General features: G+C 65.5%; 16 protein-coding genes. 6 read left to right on the forward strand and 10 right to left on the reverse strand.

Translation table 11 applies throughout. From position 1 onward, the window contains the following. Positions 1-610: 610 nt before the first annotated feature. Positions 611-4,072, reverse strand: coding sequence for a transcription-repair coupling factor (gene mfd / locus VOI27_RS21425; protein WP_323768403.1), 3,462 nt, complete (start codon positions 4,070-4,072; stop codon positions 611-613). 46 nt (positions 4,073-4,118) lie between these two features. Beyond that, positions 4,119-4,610, reverse strand: a complete 492-nt coding sequence (locus tag VOI27_RS21430; protein WP_323768455.1) for a component of SufBCD complex — start codon at positions 4,608-4,610, stop codon at positions 4,119-4,121. Between the two features lie 188 nt (positions 4,611-4,798). On the opposite strand from VOI27_RS21430, the gene hemB reads away from it, so the two are divergent. Together hemB and VOI27_RS21440 are read left to right on the forward strand one after the other, a co-directional pair. Further along, complete coding sequence (gene hemB / locus VOI27_RS21435) at positions 4,799-5,791, forward strand: porphobilinogen synthase (protein ID WP_323768405.1); 993 nt, start codon at positions 4,799-4,801, stop codon at positions 5,789-5,791. A 129-nt stretch (positions 5,792-5,920) separates the two neighbouring features. Then, positions 5,921-6,478 (forward strand): YSC84-related protein, encoded by a 558-nt coding sequence (locus tag VOI27_RS21440; RefSeq protein WP_323768407.1) that lies wholly within the window; start codon positions 5,921-5,923, stop codon positions 6,476-6,478. Between the two features lie 176 nt (positions 6,479-6,654). Here the strand turns inward: VOI27_RS21440 and VOI27_RS21445 are convergent, their stop codons facing one another. Next, positions 6,655-6,924: an usg protein gene (locus tag VOI27_RS21445; protein ID WP_323768409.1), complete on the reverse strand. Its 270-nt coding sequence runs from the start codon at positions 6,922-6,924 to the stop codon at positions 6,655-6,657. Positions 6,925-7,117: 193 nt separating this feature from the next. Here VOI27_RS21445 and gyrA point away from each other — a divergent pair, with 193 nt between their 5' ends. Then, complete coding sequence (gyrA, locus tag VOI27_RS21450; RefSeq protein WP_323768411.1) at positions 7,118-9,853, forward strand: DNA gyrase subunit A; 2,736 nt, start codon at positions 7,118-7,120, stop codon at positions 9,851-9,853. Positions 9,854-9,914: 61 nt separating this feature from the next. Here gyrA and VOI27_RS21455 read toward each other — a convergent pair whose 3' ends face one another. Next, positions 9,915-10,691: a hypothetical protein gene (locus VOI27_RS21455; protein ID WP_323768413.1), complete on the reverse strand. Its 777-nt coding sequence runs from the start codon at positions 10,689-10,691 to the stop codon at positions 9,915-9,917. Between the two features lie 800 nt (positions 10,692-11,491). Here VOI27_RS21455 and VOI27_RS21460 point away from each other — a divergent pair. After that, on the forward strand, positions 11,492-11,902 hold the full coding sequence (locus tag VOI27_RS21460) for a DoxX family protein (RefSeq protein WP_323768415.1): 411 nt from the start codon (positions 11,492-11,494) through the stop codon (positions 11,900-11,902). Between the two features lie 556 nt (positions 11,903-12,458). Here VOI27_RS21460 and VOI27_RS21465 read toward each other — a convergent pair. The 3 genes from VOI27_RS21465 to VOI27_RS21475 form a co-directional block, all read right to left on the reverse strand. Next, complete coding sequence (locus VOI27_RS21465) at positions 12,459-13,934, reverse strand: carboxypeptidase M32 (RefSeq protein WP_323768417.1); 1,476 nt, start codon at positions 13,932-13,934, stop codon at positions 12,459-12,461. Beyond that, complete coding sequence (gene ctaA / locus VOI27_RS21470) at positions 13,931-15,079, reverse strand: heme A synthase (RefSeq protein WP_323768419.1); 1,149 nt, start codon at positions 15,077-15,079, stop codon at positions 13,931-13,933. Before ctaA ends, VOI27_RS21465 begins: the two co-directional genes overlap by 4 nt. 81 nt (positions 15,080-15,160) lie before the next feature. Beyond that, entirely contained in the window at positions 15,161-15,931 is a 771-nt protein-coding gene (locus VOI27_RS21475; protein WP_323768421.1) for an RNA methyltransferase, read from the reverse strand. A gap of 219 nt (positions 15,932-16,150) precedes the next feature. Here VOI27_RS21475 and VOI27_RS21480 point away from each other — a divergent pair, with 219 nt between their 5' ends. Then, the gene (locus VOI27_RS21480; RefSeq protein WP_323768423.1) at positions 16,151-16,771 is read left to right on the forward strand and encodes a thiamine phosphate synthase; all 621 of its coding nucleotides are present in this window, start codon (positions 16,151-16,153) and stop codon (positions 16,769-16,771) included. 295 nt (positions 16,772-17,066) lie between these two features. Here the strand turns inward: VOI27_RS21480 and VOI27_RS21485 are convergent, their stop codons facing one another. The 3 genes from VOI27_RS21485 to VOI27_RS21495 form a co-directional block, all read right to left on the reverse strand. Further along, positions 17,067-17,903 carry a lysophospholipid acyltransferase family protein gene (locus tag VOI27_RS21485; protein ID WP_323768425.1) on the reverse strand — a complete coding sequence of 279 codons (837 nt, stop codon included), beginning with the start codon at positions 17,901-17,903 and terminating at the stop codon, positions 17,067-17,069. Further along, entirely contained in the window at positions 17,900-18,667 is a 768-nt protein-coding gene (locus VOI27_RS21490; protein ID WP_323768427.1) for a GNAT family N-acetyltransferase, read from the reverse strand. The genes VOI27_RS21485 and VOI27_RS21490 overlap by 4 nt, the downstream gene beginning before the upstream one ends. Positions 18,668-18,797: 130 nt before the next feature. Further along, on the reverse strand, positions 18,798-18,980 hold the full coding sequence (locus VOI27_RS21495; protein WP_323768429.1) for a DUF3553 domain-containing protein: 183 nt from the start codon (positions 18,978-18,980) through the stop codon (positions 18,798-18,800). 24 nt (positions 18,981-19,004) lie between these two features. Between VOI27_RS21495 and VOI27_RS21500 the strand changes: the two genes are divergently transcribed. Beyond that, a complete protein-coding gene (locus tag VOI27_RS21500) occupies positions 19,005-19,628 on the forward strand; it encodes a histidine phosphotransferase family protein (protein ID WP_323768431.1) in 624 nt (207 codons plus the stop codon). Positions 19,629-19,648 lie beyond the last annotated feature (20 nt).

A 19,648-nucleotide genomic window follows, 5' to 3' on the forward strand; every position in this document is an offset into this window, starting at 1 on the left:
CTCCCAATCCGGCACACGGGCTCTTGCCCAGGGACCTCACGGGATGCCGTCCGCACCTCCATTATACAGAAAACTGGTTAGACAGGGACCTCAACGTCAGCAAGCAAGCCCTGCCCCTCATTTTCCGAAACGCCTGCCACTAACCTCCTGCCCGGCCGCAGGCCGGGCTGCGCCGACCCGCCCCCATGGGGCGGCGCAACGGCGCCGCCCCACAGGACGGCGCAGCCCTTCACGGTTCCATGCCGGCGTTCATGGCGCTCGCCGCGGGCCTCCGCTCATGCAAGACCAAGAGGCCCCGGCTCGGGGGCCGGGGCGCGCGTGAGGTGGCGCTGGCCTGACGTCAAAAGGCCGCCGTCCCGGACCTGATCCGGCAACCTCAACGCCAGCGCAAGCCCTGCCCCTCAAACCCCGAGACGCCCGCCACGACCCACCCGCCCGGTCGCAGGCCGGGCTGCGCCGACCCGCCCCCATGGGGCGGCGCAACGGCGCCGCCCTTCACGGTTCCATGTCGGCATTCAGGCTAACGCCGTGCAAATCGCGACCACGCCGTCCCGGGCTTGACCCGGGACCTCCACGCCAGCCACGCCACCAACGCGCAGCCAGAACAACCTCAGGCCTTGGCCTTCCGTTTCTTCTTCTCCGCCACCACCTTCTCCGCAAGGTCGCGGGCAATGGCAAAGGCGCCCTTGATCTTGTCGGCGTCGCTGGTCCAGTCGCGGCGGATGACGATCTTGTTGTCCTTCACCTTGGCCAGCCCGCGCTGGTCCTTGATGAAGTCGACCAGCCCCTGTGGCGAGGCGAACTTGTCGTTGTGGAACTGGATTGTCGCCCCCTTCGGCCCGCCGTCGAGCTTGGCAATCCCGGCGCGCTTGCACATCGCCTTGATCCGCACCACCAGAAGCAAGGTGTTGACCTCCTTCGGCAATTTCCCGAACCGGTCGATCAACTCGGCGGCAAAGCCCTCGAGCTCGACCTTGGTGGTCAGCCCGCTGAGCCGGCGATAGAGCCCCAGCCGCACGTCGAGATCGGGCACGAAAGCCTCTGGGATCAGGACCGGCACGCCGAGGTTGATCTGCGGCGCCCACTGATCGTCAGCCTCGCTGAGCCCCTCCATCTCGCCCGAGCGGATCTTGGCAATCGCCTCCTCCAGCATCGACTGGTAGAGCTCGTAGCCCACGTCCCGCATCTGGCCCGACTGCTCTTCGCCCAAGAGATTGCCGGCGCCGCGAATGTCGAGGTCCTGTGAGGCCAGGGTGAAGCCGGCGCCCAGCGTGTCGAGCGAGCCCAGCACCCGCAGGCGTTTCTCGGCGGTGGCGGTCAGCTTGGCGCGCGGTTTGGTGGTCAGATAGGCATAGGCGCGGGTCTTCGAGCGCCCCACCCGGCCGCGGATCTGATAGAGCTGCGACAGGCCGAACATGTCGGCGCGGTGCACCACCATGGTGTTGGCGGTCGGGATGTCGAGGCCCGACTCCACGATGGTCGTGGCCACCAGCACGTCGTATTTGCCGTCGTAGAAGGCATTCATCTTGTCGTCGAGCTCGCCCGCCGCCATCTGGCCATGCGCCACCACGTAGGACACCTCTGGCACCTGGTCCTTGAGGAACTGCTCGATTTCGGGCAGGTCGCTGACCCGCGGCACCACGTAGAAGCTCTGGCCGCCGCGGTAATGCTCGCGCAAAAGCGCCTCGCGCACGGTGACCGCGTCGAATTCGCTGACATAGGTGCGGATCGCCAGCCGGTCGACCGGCGGCGTGCCGATGATCGACAGGTCGCGCACGCCCGAGAGCGACAGCTGCAGGGTGCGCGGGATCGGAGTCGCGGTGAGCGTCAGCACGTGGATGTCGGTGCGCAGCTGTTTCAGCCGCTCCTTGTGGCTGACGCCGAAATGCTGCTCCTCGTCGATGATCAGCAGCCCGAGGTTCTGGAACCGCACCGACTTGGCCAAAAGCGCGTGGGTGCCGATGACGACATCGGCCGTGCCCTTGGAAATGCCGTCGCGGGTGAGCGCGGCATCGCGGGCCGAGACAAAGCGCGACAGCGGCCGCACGTTGACCGGAAAGCCGCGGAACCGCTCGGCGAAGCTCTTGTAGTGCTGCCGCGCCAAGAGCGTGGTCGGCGCGATCACCGCCACCTGCATGCCGGACATGGCGGCCACGAAGGCGGCGCGCATCGCCACCTCGGTCTTGCCGAAACCGACGTCGCCGCAGATCAGCCGGTCCATCGGCTGGCCGGAGTGCATGTCGTCCATCACGTCGCCAATGGCGCGCAGCTGGTCGTCGGTCTCCTCATAGGGAAAGCGCGCCGAGAAATCCTCATAGGCACCATGCGGCGGGTCCATCACCGGCGCCTTGCGCAGCGCCCGCTCGGCGGCAACGCGGATCAGCCGCTCGGCCATCTCGCGGATGCGCTCTTTCAACGCCGCCTTCTTTGCCTGCCAGGCGCCGCCGCCCAGCTTGTCGAGCAGGCCGGCGTCATGGCCGTATTTCGACAAAAGCTCGATGTTCTCGACCGGGAGGTAGAGCTTCGAGGCCTCGGCATATTCCAGCGTCAGGCATTCATGCGCGGCACCGGCGGCGGTGATCACCTCGAGGCCGAGATAGCGGCCGATGCCATGGTCGACATGTACCACCAGATCGCCGGGGCTGAGCGATTGGGTCTCGGTCAGGAAGTTCTCGGCCCGGCGCTTTTTCTTCGGCGACCGGATCAGACGGTCACCCAGCACGTCCTGCTCCGAGATCACCGTCAGGCCGGGGGCCTCGAAGCCATGTTCCAGCGCCCAGACCGCCAGGTGCAACCCGCGTTTGCCGACGTTGCGGGCGTCCCTGACATGGATCGTCTCGGCCAGCCCCTCGTCCTCGATCAACCCGGAGAGCCGCTCGCGCGCGCCCTCGGAATAGGAGGCGACGACCACCGGGCCACGTTCAAGCTTTGCCTTGATGTGATCGGCCAAGGCCCCGAAGAGGCTGATGTTTTCCTGCTGACGCTCCGGCGCGAAATTGCGCCCGATGCGGCCGCCGGCATCGCTTACCCCGGGGCCCGAGGCCTGCGCCAGCGGGTGGAACTGCAACAGCCTGCGCCCGGCCACCGCCGCGTCCCAGGCGGCCTCGTCGAGATAGAGCGTCTCGGGCGGCGCGGGCTTGTAGACGGTGTCCATCCGCGCCTTGCTGGCCATGGCGATCTTGCGGGTCTCGTATTGATCCTCGATCATTTCCCAGCGCGCCAGCCGCGTCGGCGTCACCTGATCGTCCTGGGTGATCGTGGCCTTGGGCAGGTAGTCAAACAGCGTCTCGAGCCGGTCGTGAAAGAAGCCCAGCCAATGCTCGGCTCCCTGGTGCTTGCGGCCGGCGCTGATCGCCTCGTAGAGCGGATCGTCGCTGCCTGCGGCGCCGAACTCGATGCGGTAGTTCTGCCGGAAGCGGGTGATCGCCGCCTCGTCTAGGATCACCTCGGAGACCGGGGCCAGCTCGACCATGTCGAGCTTTTCCGTGGTTCGCTGGCTGACCGGGTCAAAGCGCCGCGCGCCGTCGAGCGTGTCGCCGAAGAGGTCGAGCCGCACCGGCCCGCCCTCGCCCGGGGGATAGATGTCGATGATGCCGCCGCGCACCGCGTAGTCGCCGGGCTCCATCACCGTGGGCGCCTGGACAAAGCCCATCCGCACCAGGAAGTCGCGCAGCCCCTTCTCGTCGATCCGGTTGCCGACGCGGGCGGTAAAGGCGGCCTCGCGCAGCACTTCTCGGGCGGGGATCTTCTGGCTGGCGGCGTTGAGCGTGGTCAGCAGCACGAACTGCCGCGGCATGCCATGCACCAGCCCGGCGAGCGTCGCCATCCGTGCGGCAGAGATATCGGCATGCGGCGAGACCCGGTCATAGGGCAGGCAATCCCAGGCCGGAAAGGTCAGCACCGGCATCTCGGGCGCAAAAAACGAGAGCGCCGATTGCATCGCGGCCAGCCGCTTGTCATCGCGGGCAATATGCAGCACCGGGCCGTCGCTCTTTGCGGCCTCGTCGAGGATCAGTCGGGCGTCAAATCCTTCCGGCGCGCCGCCGATGATACGGGTCTGGGGATCGGGCATGGCGTCTCACATGGGGCAGCGGAAGGAGCAGGTCAATGGCCGGGGCTCAATGGCCCAGGACCTGGACCGAGAAATTCTGGTACATGCCCCACATGGCGGTGACAAAGATCGACAGCACGCCGATCACCTGGACATAGAACCTGTGGCGCGTCAGCCGGCGCTGCAGTGCCTCGCCGTGCAGGCCCATCTCGGTGATGCGGCGGGCGGTGGACAGGCTGAGAAGACCGACGAGACTCATCGGGAAGACCAGCAGGAACACCGCCTGGGCGAACTCGACCCAGTAGAAAAACCCCAGCACCGCCAGCCCGCTGAGCAGGAACGAGGCCAGCCCCAGCAGCCAGATGCCGGCGACCGCGCCGATATAAAGCAGGCGGGTGGTGTGGATCCGCACCAGGTCCTCGAGATCGGCCTGCGCCTGACCGCCGTGCTTGCGGGCATGGGTCACCATGTCGAAGGGCACGCCGATCACCCAATGGCTCGCCGTCGACCACATCACCGCCAAAGCGATCCAGAACCAAAGGTTCGAGAAGGACCGCATGTCGATATGTTCCAGAATGACGAGTTGCAGATCGTTCACCGCGTGCTCCCCTGAGGCCTGTTTTGCCTCCTTACCGCAAGCTCCCGGCATTGCCCAGAGGCCGCCTCCTCGGACCCTCTCGGCCCCTCTTCGGGCTGGACTTGGCGCAACAGGCTTGGCACTTACGGGGCAGATTTCCGGAGAATGCCATGACCCTCGCCCCCTATCCCGCCACCCGCCTCCGCCGCACCCGCAAGAGCGCCGCGCTGCGCGACCTGGTGCGGGAAAACACGCTGACGCCTGGCGATTTCATCTGGCCGATCTTTGTCCGCGACGGCGAGGGGATCGAGGAGCCGGTGGCCTCGATGCCCGGCGTGGTGCGGCGCTCGGTCGACCTGGTGGCGCAGGCCGCGCGCGAGGCGCATGCGCTGGGGATCCCCGCGATCTGCCTGTTTCCCTATACCGACCCGACCCTCAAGACCGAGGATTGCGCCGAGGCCTGGAACCCCGAGAACCTGTCGAACCGCGCCACCCGCGCGATCAAGGCGGCGGTGCCTGAGATGGCGGTGATGACCGACGTGGCGCTCGACCCCTACAACATCACCGGTCACGATGGCTTCGTGGTGGAGGGCGAGGTGGTCAATGACGCCACCGTCGAGGCGCTGGTGAAACAGGCGCTGTCACAGGCCGAGGCCGGGGCCGACATCATCGGCCCCTCCGACATGATGGACGGCCGCATCGGCGCGATCCGCTCCGCACTCGAGGCCGGCGGCCACCACAACGTGGCGCTCTTGAGCTATGCGGCGAAATACGCCAGCGCGTTTTACGGCCCGTTCCGCGATGCGGTGGGCGCCTCCGGCGCGCTCAAGGGCGACAAGAAGAGCTATCAGATGGACCCGGCCAATGCCAACGAGGCGCTGCGGCTGGTCGAGCGCGATCTTTCTGAGGGCGCCGACATGGTGATGATCAAGCCCGGCATGCCCTATCTCGATATCTGCCGCCGGGTGAAGGACCGCTTCGGCGCGCCGACTTACGCCTATCAGGTCTCGGGCGAATACGCGATGATCCGCGGCGCGGCGCTCAACGGCTGGATCGACGGCGAGGCGGCGATGCTGGAGAGCCTTATGGGCTTCAAGCGCGCCGGCTGCGACGGGGTGCTGACCTATTTCGCGCCAGAGGCGGCACGACTGCTCAACGGCTGATTGGCGCTGCTCCGCCGCGACGGGCCGGCCCGGCTTTCGCGTCGTGACAGCGCAGCCGGTTGCGCCTATACTGCGCGCGACCGGCGACAAGACCGGCATCCCGAGGCAATTGCGAGCAGAGACCCCAAGATGACCCAGATTCCCCGACGATCCTTCGTGTTTTCCGGCCTTGCCGCCACCACGCTGGCCGCCTGCGGCAATGGCGTCGGTTCGCGCGGCCCGGCCACCATCGACGCCCGCGTCGACAGCACCCTGGCGCAGCTCTATGCCGATTTTCCCGGCACCCGCGACGTGGCCGAGAAATCCGTCGGCATGTTGATCATGCCGCTGGTGACCGAAGCGGGGCTGGGCCTTGGTGGCGGCTATGGCCGCGGCGCAATGCGGATCAATGGCGCGACGGTGGACTACTATGCCATGACCAAGCTCTCGACCGGGCTGCAGATCGGCGCGCAGCAATATGCCCATGTGCTGTTCTTCATGACCGACGCGGCGTTGCAGAATTTCCGCCGCTCGCCCGGCTTTGCCGCCGGTGCAGGCGCGACCTATGCCATTCCCGACAGCGGCGGCAACCTGAGCGCCGAGACAACCACCTCGCTGGCGCCGATCATCGCGGTGATCTTCGGTCAGGCCGGCCTGCGGGTGGGTGCGACGCTCGAAGGCGTGAAATACACCCGTATCATCCCCTGAACCGGCGCAGATGGGGGCTCTGCCCCCGCCGCCTTTGGCGACTCCCCCGAGGGTATTTGTGAACAGAAGAAGCGGGGGGATCCGCTCCTGCTTCATCTTGCCAGATAAACCTCCGGGGGGCGCCGAAGGCGGGGGGCAGAGCCCCCATCCGCGCGACGGCCCCGCCGGCGCAAGCCTCAGTGATAGGTGAACTCGCCCACCACGTTCTGCCAGTCGCCGGAGGCCAGCATCTTGCGGTGCGAGAAACGCACCGAATGCAGCGGCCCCTCGATCTCGTCCTGCCAGAACTCGATGAAGCGAAAGAGCCTGGGATGATCCGGCGCGGTGTCATACTCCTGCCAGACATAGCTGTTGAGCACATGGGTGTAATCCGGCATGCGGTAGAAGAACTCCGCGGTGGTCAGCCCGTATCCGCGCAGCATCATTTCGGTCTCCGACATCTGCATCTTGAACCTCGTCTTTTATCGCTGTTTGGGAATCGTCGCAGAAATTAATTGAAAATCAATGAAAACAAGCTGTTGGCCACCTGACGTGACGGCTGCCAAATCGCCGGAAACCAAGGATTGCACCCCATATCCTGTCTCTGATATAGTCTGCCTCAACTATATATAGAAACCGACAAAAAGCGGTGAAGACGACGTGAGCGACACGCCCCAACCTCCTGAGAACGAAGAACAAAAGCCGGACCGTCCCGAGCATCATGGCCCCACGGTCTCGATCACGGACGAGATGCAGTCGGCCTATCTCGACTATGCGATGTCGGTCATCGTGTCCCGCGCGATCCCGGATCTGCGCGACGGGCTGAAACCTGTGCATCGGCGCATTCTTTACGCGATGCATGAAACCGGCAACAGTTACGACAAGCCCTATCGCAAGTCGGCCCGGCCGGTCGGCGACGTCATGGGGAAATACCACCCGCACGGCGACAGCGCGATCTATGACGCTCTGGTGCGGATGGCGCAGGATTTCTCGATGTCGCTGCCGCTTCTGGACGGGCAAGGCAACTTCGGCTCGATGGATGGCGATAACGCCGCCGCCATGCGCTATACCGAGGTGCGGATGGACAAGCCGGCGGCCTTTCTGCTGGCCGATATCGACAAGGAAACCGTCGACTTCCAAGACAATTACGACGGCAAGGACCGCGAGCCCACCGTCCTGCCGGCGCGCTTTCCCAACATGCTGGTCAACGGCGCCGGCGGTATTGCCGTCGGCATGGCCACCAACATCCCGCCGCACAACCTGGGCGAGGTGATCGATGCCTGCCTGGCGCTGATCGAGGATGCCGACCTGACGTCGGAGCAGCTGATCCAGTATATCCCGGCCCCGGATTTCCCCACCGGCGGGCTGATCCTCGGCCGCTCCGGCGCGCGCAAGGCCTATCTTGAAGGTCGTGGCAGCGTCATCGTCCGGGCCAAGACCCGGGTCGAGGAGATCCGCAAGGACCGCTATGCCATCGTCGTCGACGAGATCCCCTATCAGGTGAACAAGGCGGCGATGATCGAGAAGATCGCCGAGGCCGCCCGCGAGAAGCGCATCGAGGGCATCGCCCATGTGCAGGACGAGAGCGACCGCAACGGCGTGCGCGTCGTGGTCGAGCTCAAGCGCGATGCCACCGCCGAAGTGGTGCTGAACCAGCTGTTCCGCTTCACCCCGATGCAGACCTATTTCGGCTGCAACATGCTGGCGCTCAACGGCGGTCGGCCCGAGCAGCTGACCCTGCGCGCCTTCCTCACCTCCTTCCTCGATTTCCGCGAGGACGTGGTGGCGCGGCGCACCGCCTACCTGCTGCGCAAGGCGCGTGAGCGCAGCCATATCCTGTGTGGTCTGGCGGTGGCGGTGTCGAATGTCGACGAGGTGGTGGCGACGATCCGCGCCTCGGCCGATGCCCCCGAGGCGCGCGAAAAGCTGATGACCCGGCGCTGGCCGGCCAAGGAGATCGCGCCCTTCATCCGCCTGATCGACGATCCGACCCACACCATCAACGATGACGGCACCTACAACCTGTCAGAGGCGCAGGCTCGCGCCATCCTCGAGCTGCGGCTGCAGCGCCTGACCCAGCTCGGCGTCAAGGAGATCACCGACGAGCTCGAGGAGCTGGCGGCAAAGATCAAGGACTACCTCGATATCCTGTCGTCGCGCGAGCGGATCATGACCATCATCTCGGACGAGCTGACCGAGGTGAAGGAGCAGTTCGCCGTGCCGCGCCGGACCGAGATCACCGACTGGGCCGGTGACATGGACGACGAGGACCTGATCGAGCGCGAGGACATGGTCGTGACGGTCACCCAGGGCGGCTATATCAAGCGCACGCCGCTGGCCGACTTCCGCTCGCAGAAACGCGGTGGCAAGGGGCTGTCCGGGGGGGCGCTCAAGGATGACGACGTGGTCACCACGCTGTTCGTCGCCAACACCCATACGCAGCTTCTGTTCTTTACCACCGACGGCATGGCCTACAAGCTCAAGACCTGGCGGTTACCGCTGGGCGGGCGGACCTCGAAGGGCAAGGCGATCGTCAATATCCTGCCGATCCCGACCGGCGTCTCGATTGCCGCCATCATGCCGGTTGACCGTGACGAGGATGAGTGGAACGACCTGCAGATCGTCTTTGCCACCGACAAGGGCACCGTGCGGCGCAACCGGCTGTCGGATTTCACCAATGTGAAGTCCAACGGCAAGATCGCCATGAAGTTCGATGACGAGAACGAGGGCATGTCGCTGATCAATGCCCGGATCTGTTCCGAGGACGATGACGTCATGTTGGTCACCAACTCCGGCCGTGCCATCCGTTTCCCGACCACCGACGTGCGGGTGTTCAACTCGCGCAACTCGGTGGGCGTGCGCGGCATCCGGCTCAACAATGGCGACAAGGTGGTCTCGATGTCGGTGATCCGGCATTTCGAGGCGGAATCCGAGGAGCGTGCCGCCTATCTCAAGATGCGCCGCGCCGTCGCCGGGCTGACCGACGAGGCCGAGAACGAGGACGAAGAGACCGCCACCCCCGGTGCGCTGTCGCAGGAGCGCTACGCCGAGATGTCGGCGGCCGAGAACCTGATCCTGACGATCACCGCCAAGGGCACCGGCAAGCTGTCGTCGAGCCATGACTACCCGGTACGCGGCCGTGGCGGCCAGGGCGTGGCCGCGATGGACAAGGCGATGCGCGGCGGGCCGCTGGTCGCCTCCTTCCCGGTCGATCTCGACGATCAGATCATGCTGGCCACCTCGCGCGGGCAGTCGATCCGGGTGCCGGTGGACGGTATCTCCTTCCGCTCGCGCAGTGCCGGCGGGGTGCGGGTGTTCAACACCGGCAAGGGCGAGGAAGTGGTCAGCGTGGCCTGGATCGCCGAACAGGCCGAGGACGACGCACCGGAAGAGTGATCAACGCGAAGAAGGCCGGACTGAACGGTCCGGCCTTGTCAGGTGTTATCGGGATGAGGCGTTATCGGGTGCCGGAGCTTGAGCTGCCCCCGTTGTTGGCCCCAAATGCGGCCAGAAGCCCGACGATGCCAAGTACCAACGGGGCTTGCCCGGGCCCTCTGCTGAACGATATCGCCCGTCGGCAGGCCAGGAACTGCTGACCAGGCTGCTCTGGCCTGCACCACCAAATGATGCCGTCGCGTTGGACGATATTGGGATAGTCGGTGCCGGGGCCCGCACCGGGCGGTATCACCACCTGAGGCGGTGGGTTTGCGGGAAAGGAGTCAGCCCGTCGGCAGCGCCGGGCGGCCTGGCCATTCTGGACTATCAGCGTGGCCTCACACCAGAGATCAACTCCGTTTCGCTGGAGAAACAGCGGATAGTTGGTCCCCGGACCGGCCCCTTGCGGGGCACCTCCCCCTTGTTGGAAAATCTCTTGTGCCGCTGCCGCGCCGGACAGACCGGCGAGCAGACAGGCAATAAGCAATAGCGACTTCATGAGCTTCTCTCTCCCTTTTTGATTGATTTCTTTTTCGCGTTCCTTGCGGAGGTTCACCCCGCGCAAACCAATTCCGGCCTGCAGGGCTGATGCCTCATGGCAGCCCTTTGATTGGTATCCGATGGCATGGACAGGACCAGCGTGGCTGGTTTTTCGAACAGGGCCAAAATCCGCGTCGCGCGCAAAGCGACAGTCGGTCCGTCGTTCTTCGTCCTGAATCTTTCGCCGCAGACGCCTTCTATCGTGTGCCGCTGCCGGAATTGCCGCTGCCACCGAGGGCCAGGGCGAATAGAAAAACAATCCCGCCGAGAACCCCCGCTTCAGGAATTATTGGGCTGGACCTATCCTGTGCAGGATGATCGACCTTGACCATCTGCAATCGGTATCGGCGTTGTCCTGCAACAGTATTCTTTATCGTCAAGGATCATTAAATCCGGGTAGTCGGTTCCCGGGCCGGCGCCATTTGGCTGGGCAATCGCCGAAGACGAACAGGCCGAGAAGACGAGGGGCCGAGAAGTATACTGGCTAAATACAGAAGAGATTTCATTGCGGGCGGGTCGCGTAACGGCTCGGCTGGTTCCTGTCGCCTGTATATCCGTCTCAACCGGCTCCCAAACTCCGATATTTTTGAAATCCCGAACTCGAGTGTCGTTTCATCAGTCTATCAAATTCAATATGCTTATTTGTGTCAGGTTGAGCGGAGCACTGGTTAAACCACAGTCTTCCTCTTTATTTCAGAGACTTAAGAAGTGAAGCTCACAAGCTACATTGACTGTCGAAAGTCGCGACTAGCCGAAGTTCCCGCTTTCTAAGGTGATTTGGTGACCTGTCCCGCAACAGAGTGCGCGCGATTGCAGATCCTTATGTCAAACAAATGTCCGTTGGTTGCTGCTTTGAATTGGCAGGCAAATTCAAGTTTCATCAGGCAGGGTAAGTGGGCGCGCCTGGCCCCCCCATTGGGCAAGACGAGGACAAGGTCGAGCGCGCCGCCAAGGACTTTTAGCTTTGCGTTTTCGCACATGACCTGTGAAATTTGACCGAATTGCTCGCAAATGCGCACATGCTTAATTCTTCCGTCAGAAACTCGGAAGGACTTTCTCATGACCCCTACAGTACAAAACGCGGGCCTGCTTGTCGCCCGCATCCTCCTTGGCGCGATGTTCATCCTTGCCGGTTTCGGCAAGCTTGGCGACGTGCAGGGCTTTGCCGGCTACATGGCCTCTGGCGGCGTGCCCGGCTTTCTCGCCTGGCCGGTGATCTTGCTGGAGATTTTCGGCGGCCTGGCGCTCTTGATCGGGTTTCAGACCCGGCTGGCGGCGCTCGCGCTCGGCGTTTTCTCGGTCGCGGCAGGTGTGCTTTACCACTTCGTGCCGGCCGATCAGATGCAAATGACCATCTTCATGAAGAACCTCGCCCTCGGCGGCGGTTACCTGGCGCTGGCGCTGGCCGGTCCCGCAGCCTGGTCGGTTGACGCAGCGCTGAGCCGCAGATCGATCCCGGCAGCCGCCTGACCGACAGGCCACCGCCCGGCACGATGTCGGGCGGTGGCAATATCAGATTTCGGTATGCGAGGTCAGTCGGTACCCGAGCTCGAGCCGCCGCCATTGTCTCCAAACACGGCGAGGCCGAGCAACGTCAGCCCCAAGCCGGCCGCCGCGGCGCCACCGGCACCACCACCCCCTTGAAACGAGCTCACTCTGCGGCACGACCGTGCCGGAGTGCCGTCTGCAAGCGTGGTCAGATTGGCGCGGCACCAGTACTGGATTCCGTTGGCTTCCGCGTATACCGGAAAGTTCGGGTCGGGGCTTGGCCCCGGTGCCACGCCCTGGGCCAGTGCCGGGCCGGCAAGGCTCATAATGACACCCGCTGATAGAAATAACTTTTTCATAGTGCTGTCGTCTCCCATTGATCGTGGTCCCTGTGCAACAACATTACACTTTTTTGAGCTTTTGCACCAACATTCTGACTCCAAGGCGCAAATGACGGGCGTCTCGTCGCCGCCCGAGCGTCCTGCCGCGCCGTTCACGGCCATCATAAGCGCGCTCTGAGCGCGCGACGGGCCGGCTCTCAGAGGTCGTAGAGATCGGCAAATTTCTGCTCGAGATAGGCCAGCAGTGGTGCCTCTGACGGGGTGAAGCCGCAGGCCTGTTCGATCACGGCGCGGGGCTCATAAAGACCGCCATGGCGCTGCACCCTGGCATGCAGCCAGCTGGTCGCACCGGAAAGATCCCCCTGAGCCAGTTGATCGTCGAGCCCGGCCACATCGTCCTGCAGCGCCCGGTACAGGCAGCCCGCATAGACATTGCCCAACGCATAGGTCGGGAAATAGCCCAGCAGGCCGGCGGCCCAATGCACATCCTGCAGCACACCGTTCGAGGGTTTGTCGACCGAATAGCCGAAATCCTGCGCAAACCGCGCGTTCCAGGCCTCTTCCAGGTCGGCCACCTCAAGCGTGCCGCGCGCCATGTCGCGCTCCAGATCAAACCGCAGCATGATGTGGAGGTTGTACTGCACTTCGTCGGCCTCGGTCCGGATAAAGCCACGCTGCACCCGGTTGACCGCCTTGTAGAAGGCCTTTTCATCCGCCACGCCGAGATCGCCAAAGGCATCGCGCATCTGGCCATAAAGCCAGTGACAGAACGCCCGGCTGCGGCCGAGCTGGTTCTCGTAGATCCGGCTCTGGCTCTCATGCACCCCCAGCGACACGCCCTGCCCCAACGGGCTCAGCGCATAGGCGGCCTCGATGCCCTGCTCGTAGCAGGCATGGCCGACCTCGTGGATGGTGGAATAGAGACAATTGAACGGATCGTCCTCGGCTGTCCGCGTGGTGATTCGCACATCCGACCCGCTGCCGGAGCTGAACGGGTGCACCGCCTTGTCGATCCGGCCCCGGGTGACGTCGTAGCCGAAGACCTCGGCCAGCCGGCGAGACAGCGCCATTTGCAGCGCCGGGTCGAAACTGCCGGAGACCGGCTCGGGCGCCGGTCGATCCAGCACCGCCGCCCGCAGCGCCACCAGCCCGGGCCGCAAATCATCAAACAGCGCCGCCACACCGTCTCCGGTGGCGCCCGGCTCATAGCCCTGCAGCAGTGCGTCATAGGGGTCGGTCTCGCCGGCGATATGCGCCGCCTCCTCGCGGCGCAGCGCGACAATCTCTGCCAGCACCGGGGCGAAGGCGGCAAAGTCCTCGGCCTCGCGCGCCCGCGCCCATGTGCCGAAGGCCACCGAGGTGGTCCGCGCAATCCGCGCCGCCAGCGCCCCCGGCACCCGCACCGCGCGCTCGTAGTTGCGGCGGATGTGGCGCATTTGCGCCTGCCCCACCGCATCCAGCGTCGCATCCTCGACCGCCGCCAGCCATTGGCCGACCTCCGGTGCGGTGCGCCGCGCGTGCAGCATCTCTTCCATCGCCCCCAGCTCCTCGCCGCGCTGCGCGGCAGCGCCCGGTGGCATCATCGTCTCCTGATCCCAGCCCAGCCGGCCGGCGACCTGCGCCAGCGCCTCGGTCTGGCGCTGATACGTCATCAACGCATCATAGGCACTCATCTGACGCTCCCCCGAAGACTGTCGGCGGTCGGATAGCCGGCAATGAAACGCGCCCGCAGGATCAGCACCCAAAGCACCACCGCGCCCAGCTGGTGAGTGATCGCAATATGCAGCTGCGCCGAATAGAGCACGGTGACAATCCCCAACACCACCTGCAGCGCCATCATCGCCAGCACGGCGTTGAAGGCGAAGCGGGTCTTGCCATTGGGCGACTTGCGCGCGCGCAGCCAAACGACGACGCCAAAGACCGCCAGCAGGTAGCCCGCCATCCGGTGCAGGAACTGCACCAGCCCGTCATTCTCGAAGAAGTTGCGCCAGAGCGGCTCGATCTCGAACGGGAATGGCGGAAAGAATCCGCCTGCCATCAGCGGCCAGTCAGTGTAGTTGCGCCCGGCATCGATCCCCGCCACCAGCGCACCGATCAGGATCTGCAGAAAGGCGAAATGCATGAGCCCGGTCGACATGCGGAACAGCTTGGCCTCGCGGTTGCGGCGGCATTGCATCAGCTCGCGCTCCTCGCAGCCCAGCAGGAAGATATACCAGGCCAGCACCCCGAGGATGACGAAGGCCAGCCCCAGGTGCGTCGCCAGACGGTAGCTTGCCACGTCGAGCATGGTGCCGGTCAGTCCCGACGACACCATCCACCAGCCGACCGCGCCCTGCAGCCCCCCCAGCACGCCGGGAATGAGCAGCCGCCCGGTCCAGCCCGGCGGGATCTTCCGCAGCGCGAGAAAGCCCAGGAACCCCAGGCCCCAGACCAGCCCGACAAACCGGCCAAGCTGCCGATGGCCCCATTCCCACCAGTAGATCACCTTGAACTCCGAGAGTGTCATCCCCTTGTTCTGCAACTGGTATTCCGGGATCGCCTTGTACTTCTCGAAGGCGGACTCCCACTCGGGGGCCGACAGCGGCGGCAGCGCCCCGGTCACCGGTTTCCACTCGGTGATCGACAGGCCGCTGTCGGTCAGCCGGGTCAGCCCACCGACCACGATCATCGCCATCACAAGGGCAAAAAGCGCCATCAGCCAGACCCGGATCGCGCCCCGCGCACCGCGCCGGCCGCTGTCGATCATCCCGGTCCGGGCCGCGGTCTCGGGGCGCTTGGTGGCGCCCACCTCTTCGAACAGTTTGCGTTTCTCTGCCATGGGAGTCTCCGTTTGAGGCGGACAGTAGTGCGCGCCCCGGGGGGCTTCAACCGCCACCCTTTGCCGCAGGGACGGGCGCGATCAGTCGCGCGAAGACCGCTCTGCGTTTTCCTTCCAGCGCACCATCTGCCGCATCACCCCGTGCAGCATCTGCACATCGGCGCGGGTCAGCCGCATCCGGCTCCAGAGGTTGCGCAGGTTGATCTTCATGCCCTCGGCCTTGGTCTCGGGAAAGAAGAACCCGGCCGTCTCCAGCCGCTCTTCGTAATGCTCGGCCAGCTTCTCCATCTCGATGCCGCTGGCCCAGTCGGTCTTGGCCATCTCGACGGTCTCATGGGTGATCTCCGCGCTGGCGCGGCGCCATTCATAGGCGGTGAGCAGCACGCATTGCGCCAGGTTGAGCGAGGCGAACTCCGGGTTCACCGGCACCGAGATGATCGCATTGGCCAGCGCGATATCGTCATTCTCGAGCCCGGCGCGTTCCGGCCCGAAGAGCACCGCCACCTTCTCGCCGGCGGCGATCTTTTCGGCCGCCATCTGCATCGCGCGTTCCGGGCTCACCACCGGCTTGGTCAGCCCGCGCTGCCGCGCCGTGGTGGCAAAGACGAAAGAGCAATCGCCCACCGCCTCGGCCGTGGTCTGGAAATGCCCGGCCTCGTCCAGCAGCCGCCCGGCGCCGCTCGCCATGGCCACCGCCTTCTGGTTCGGCCAGCCGTCGCGCGGCGCCACCACCCGCATCCGCTCCAGCCCGAAGTTCCACATCGCCCTGGCGGCGCCGCCGATGTTCTCGCCCATTTGCGGGCGGACCAGGACCATGGCGGGCTGCGGGCGGTATATGTTGCTCTCATTCATGGCCGCTCTGTTACGGCGCTCCTGACAAAAGCGCAATTCCCCTGCTTCATCTTGCCCGCTAAACTCCCGCCGGAGGCATGAAGCTCTTCTCCCCTGACCGCCCCGGAAGAACCGGTCACGACAGGCCTTCGCGCGATCTGCGGCCCCCGCTCTCCGAGGACATGGTCAAGGCCGGAATTTGCCGCTATAGGGAGCCAAGCCACCTGAATGGAGCCCGAAATGGCCGAGATCGAGCACCCGCAAATCTACCTGATCACCCCAGCCAGTTTTGAATTGTCGAGCTTCGGCAAGGAGTTGGAACAGGTGCTTGATGCCGTGCCGGTGGCCTGCCTGCGGCTCGCCATGGCCAGCCACGACGAGGATCGCATCGCCCGGTCCGCCGACATGCTGCGCGAGATCACCCATCGCCGCGACATCGCCATGGTGATCGAATCCCACGTGCTGCTGGCCGAGCGTCTGGGCCTCGACGGGGTCCATCTCAAGGACAGCCACAGCGTCCGCGCCGCGCGCAAGACCCTGGGCGAGGATGCGATCGTCGGCCTGCACGCCGGCACGTCGCGCCATGACGGCATGTCCGGCGGCGAGGCCGGTGCCGATTACGTCTGTTTCGGCCCGGTCGGCGCCAGCGCGCTTGGCGACGGCGCCCTGGCCGAGGCCGAGCTGTTCGACTGGTGGTCCAAGATGATTGAACTGCCAGTGGTGGCCGAGGGCGCACTTGACGCCGACCTGATCCGCGAACTCGCCCCGATGACCGATTTCTTCGGCCTCGGCGAGGAAATCTGGACCGCCGAGGACCCTGCCGCCCAAGCCCGCACCTTCCTCACCGCGATGCAGGGCTGACCCCCACCCAGACCAAACCAAGGTCCAGCCCTTCTTTGGACCAACAATAGTTCTGGGGGGAGGCCGCAGGCCCCCGGGGGGCAAAGCCCCCCAATTTAAAGAACCTGCGGGCAATGCCTCCCAATTTAAAGAACCTGCGGGCAAAGCCCCCATTCGAATAACCTGCGGACAAGGTCCGCCACTTGAAAAACCTGCGCGGCAAAGCCCCCCATCTCAAGACTTCCGGGCCAAGCCCCCATCTCAGACCGGCGGGGCGCAGCCCCGCCCCCCGTCGACGTGCGCAGGCACGGCGAAACTAGCCTCGCACCCGCGCCGCATGCGCTGCCCGCACCGTCTCTTCCAATTGCCGGGCCAGCCCTTTGCGATCGGTGAAATCCGCCACCTGCAGCGCGTCGTGAAAGATCACCTCCGCCGATCCGTGACGCTTCGCCACCAGCATCGCCATCAGATGCGCGCCAAAGCCCATCTCGCCCCACCAGCCATAGAACCGCCGGTCGACGCCCTCGGGCGGATGATAGACCAGCGTCACCGGCTGCACCGAGATCTCGTCGCGCAGCTCTGGGTCGAAACAGGCGGCAAAGAGCGTCGGCTTGAAGGGCAGCACCCGCAGCCCGTCGGTCGAGGTGCCTTCAGGGAAAAACAGCAGGTGGTGACGGCCCATGAGGCGGCTGCGAAACAGCTCGGTCTGCGCCCGTGCCTCGCGCCTGTCGCGCGAGATGAAGACAGTGCCGGTCGCCCGCGCCAGCAGGCCGATGCCGGGCCAGCCCGCCACCTCGGCCTTGGAGACGAAATAGACGTCGCGCGCGGCGTTCAGCACGAAGATGTCGAGCCAGGAGGCATGGTTGGCGACAAAGGCGCCGGGATCGCGCATCGGCTGGCCGTGCAGCCGGCTGCGCAGTCCCAGCAGGCGCAGCACCGCGCGGCAGACCCAAACCGTGACATGGGGCGAGACCGGCCGGCGCGCGCCGCAGAGCGGCCATTCCACCAGCCGCACCAGCATCAGGGCCGCGAGGCCGAAACCCAGCACCAGCAGGATCGGCACGCCGCGCCGGACCACCCGCAGCCAGTCGCGCAGACCGCGCGGCCGGGCCAGATCGGGCGGCGGCGCCGCGTCAGACCAGGTCGGCGTCATCGCCGCGCCCCGGCGCCGGCATAAAGCTGGCGCTGGCGGGCGTTCATCCGCGCCGTGTCCATCACCAGGCAGACATCGGTGGTGTTGAACTCATGGTCGATCCAGGCGCCCTCGCCCACCGTGCCGCCGAGCCGCAGGTAGGCCTTGATCAGCGCCGGGGTCTGCAGCATCGCCTGCTTGCGGTCGATCTGCCCGGCGGGCAGCAGGTCCATCCGCTGATACCGTCCGGACCGGGCCCGCACCCGCAGCGGCTCCGGCGCCAGATGGTTGTGATGGAGCGAGGACAGGGGCTGCGCCAGCCGCGCCGCATCGGTGCCGTGAAACGAGGCCACGCCGAACAGCACCTCGATGCCGTGCCGCGCCACGTAATCGGCCAGCGCCTGCCAGAGGTGGAACATCGCCGCGCCACCGCGATAGTCGGGATGCAGGCAGGAGCGGCCAAGCTCCATCAATCGCCGGCCGGAGGCGCGCAGCGGCGAGAGATCATATTCGCCATCGGAGTAGAACTCGCCGATCGCCGCCGCCTGATCGTCGCGCAGCACCCGATAGACCCCCACGACCGCGCCGGCCTCGCGCGCCGTATCATAGAGCAGCAGGTGGTCGAAATAGGGATCGAACCGGTCCTTTTCGAGCCCGGCCTCGTGATCGACAAGGGCGCCGCCGCCGCCCAGCTCCTCGACAAAGACCTGGTACCGCAGCGCCTGGGCGGCACGGATCTCGGCCTCCGTCTCCGCTAGCCTGACAGAAAACTCCGGTGTGCTCATGGCTGTCCCGCTTCGCTTGACCGTCGCGCGATCCATACTGCCCGGGGCGCGCAAAGACAACGCGGCACCGGCCCATTGCGCCGCCCTGCCGCGCCGTGCTTAAGAAGGCGTTAACCAAAGCCCTTGTAGCCTAGCCCTCGAAGACGGGGTCCAGCGCGATCCTGTTGCCATCTATGACAACCTTACCAGCTTCACGGAAATTCACTGTGATCTTGCCAGCGATATTCGATTGCACCTGCCCGACGCCCCAGTCCGGACGATCCGGATGGCGCACCAGGTTTCCCGGTTCAAGCAAGGCATTCATGTCGGTCATCCGTGGCACCTCCGGAGTATTTTGATGATCCCCTATACGGCAAAGCTCGCCTCCCTGATAGCCTCGCGCATCTGCCATGACCTGATTTCGCCGGTGGGCGCGATTGCCAACGGGCTCGAGCTGATGTCGCTGGGCGGCGCCCGCAGCGGCGGGCCGGAACTGGCGCTGGTCACCGACAGCTGCGACTACGCCAGCGCCCGCATCCGCTTCTTCCGCATCGCCTTTGGCGCGGCGTCGGACAATGCGCTGGTGTCGCGCAACGAGGTGGTGTCGGTGCTGGCGGCGCTCGGCGATGCCGGGCGGGTCAGCTACGAATGGATCCCCGGCGGCGACCTGCCCCGGCGCGAGGTGCAGATGGCCCTGCTGGCGACGCAATGCGTCGAGGCCGCCCTGCCGCGCGGTGGCGAGATCTGCATCGAGTACCAGCCCGGTCACTGGTCGGTCACTGGCCTGTCGGAGCGGATCGCGCCCGACCCGGCGCATTGGCAGCAGATGGAACGGATCGCCGTCTCGCCAGCGCCAGAGGCCGAAGAGCCGGTGGTGGCGCCGAACCACGTGCAATTCGTTCTGCTGCCGCTGCTCGCGCGCGAGCTTGGCCGGCGACCGGCGGTGGAAGAGGCCAAGGGGCGGCTGACGCTGACCGTGTGACGCGCGCCCCTGGGGCCTGC

Origin of the sequence: Marinovum sp., assembly GCF_034669705.1 — a bacterium.
Classification (GTDB): Bacteria; Pseudomonadota; Alphaproteobacteria; order Rhodobacterales; family Rhodobacteraceae; genus Marinovum.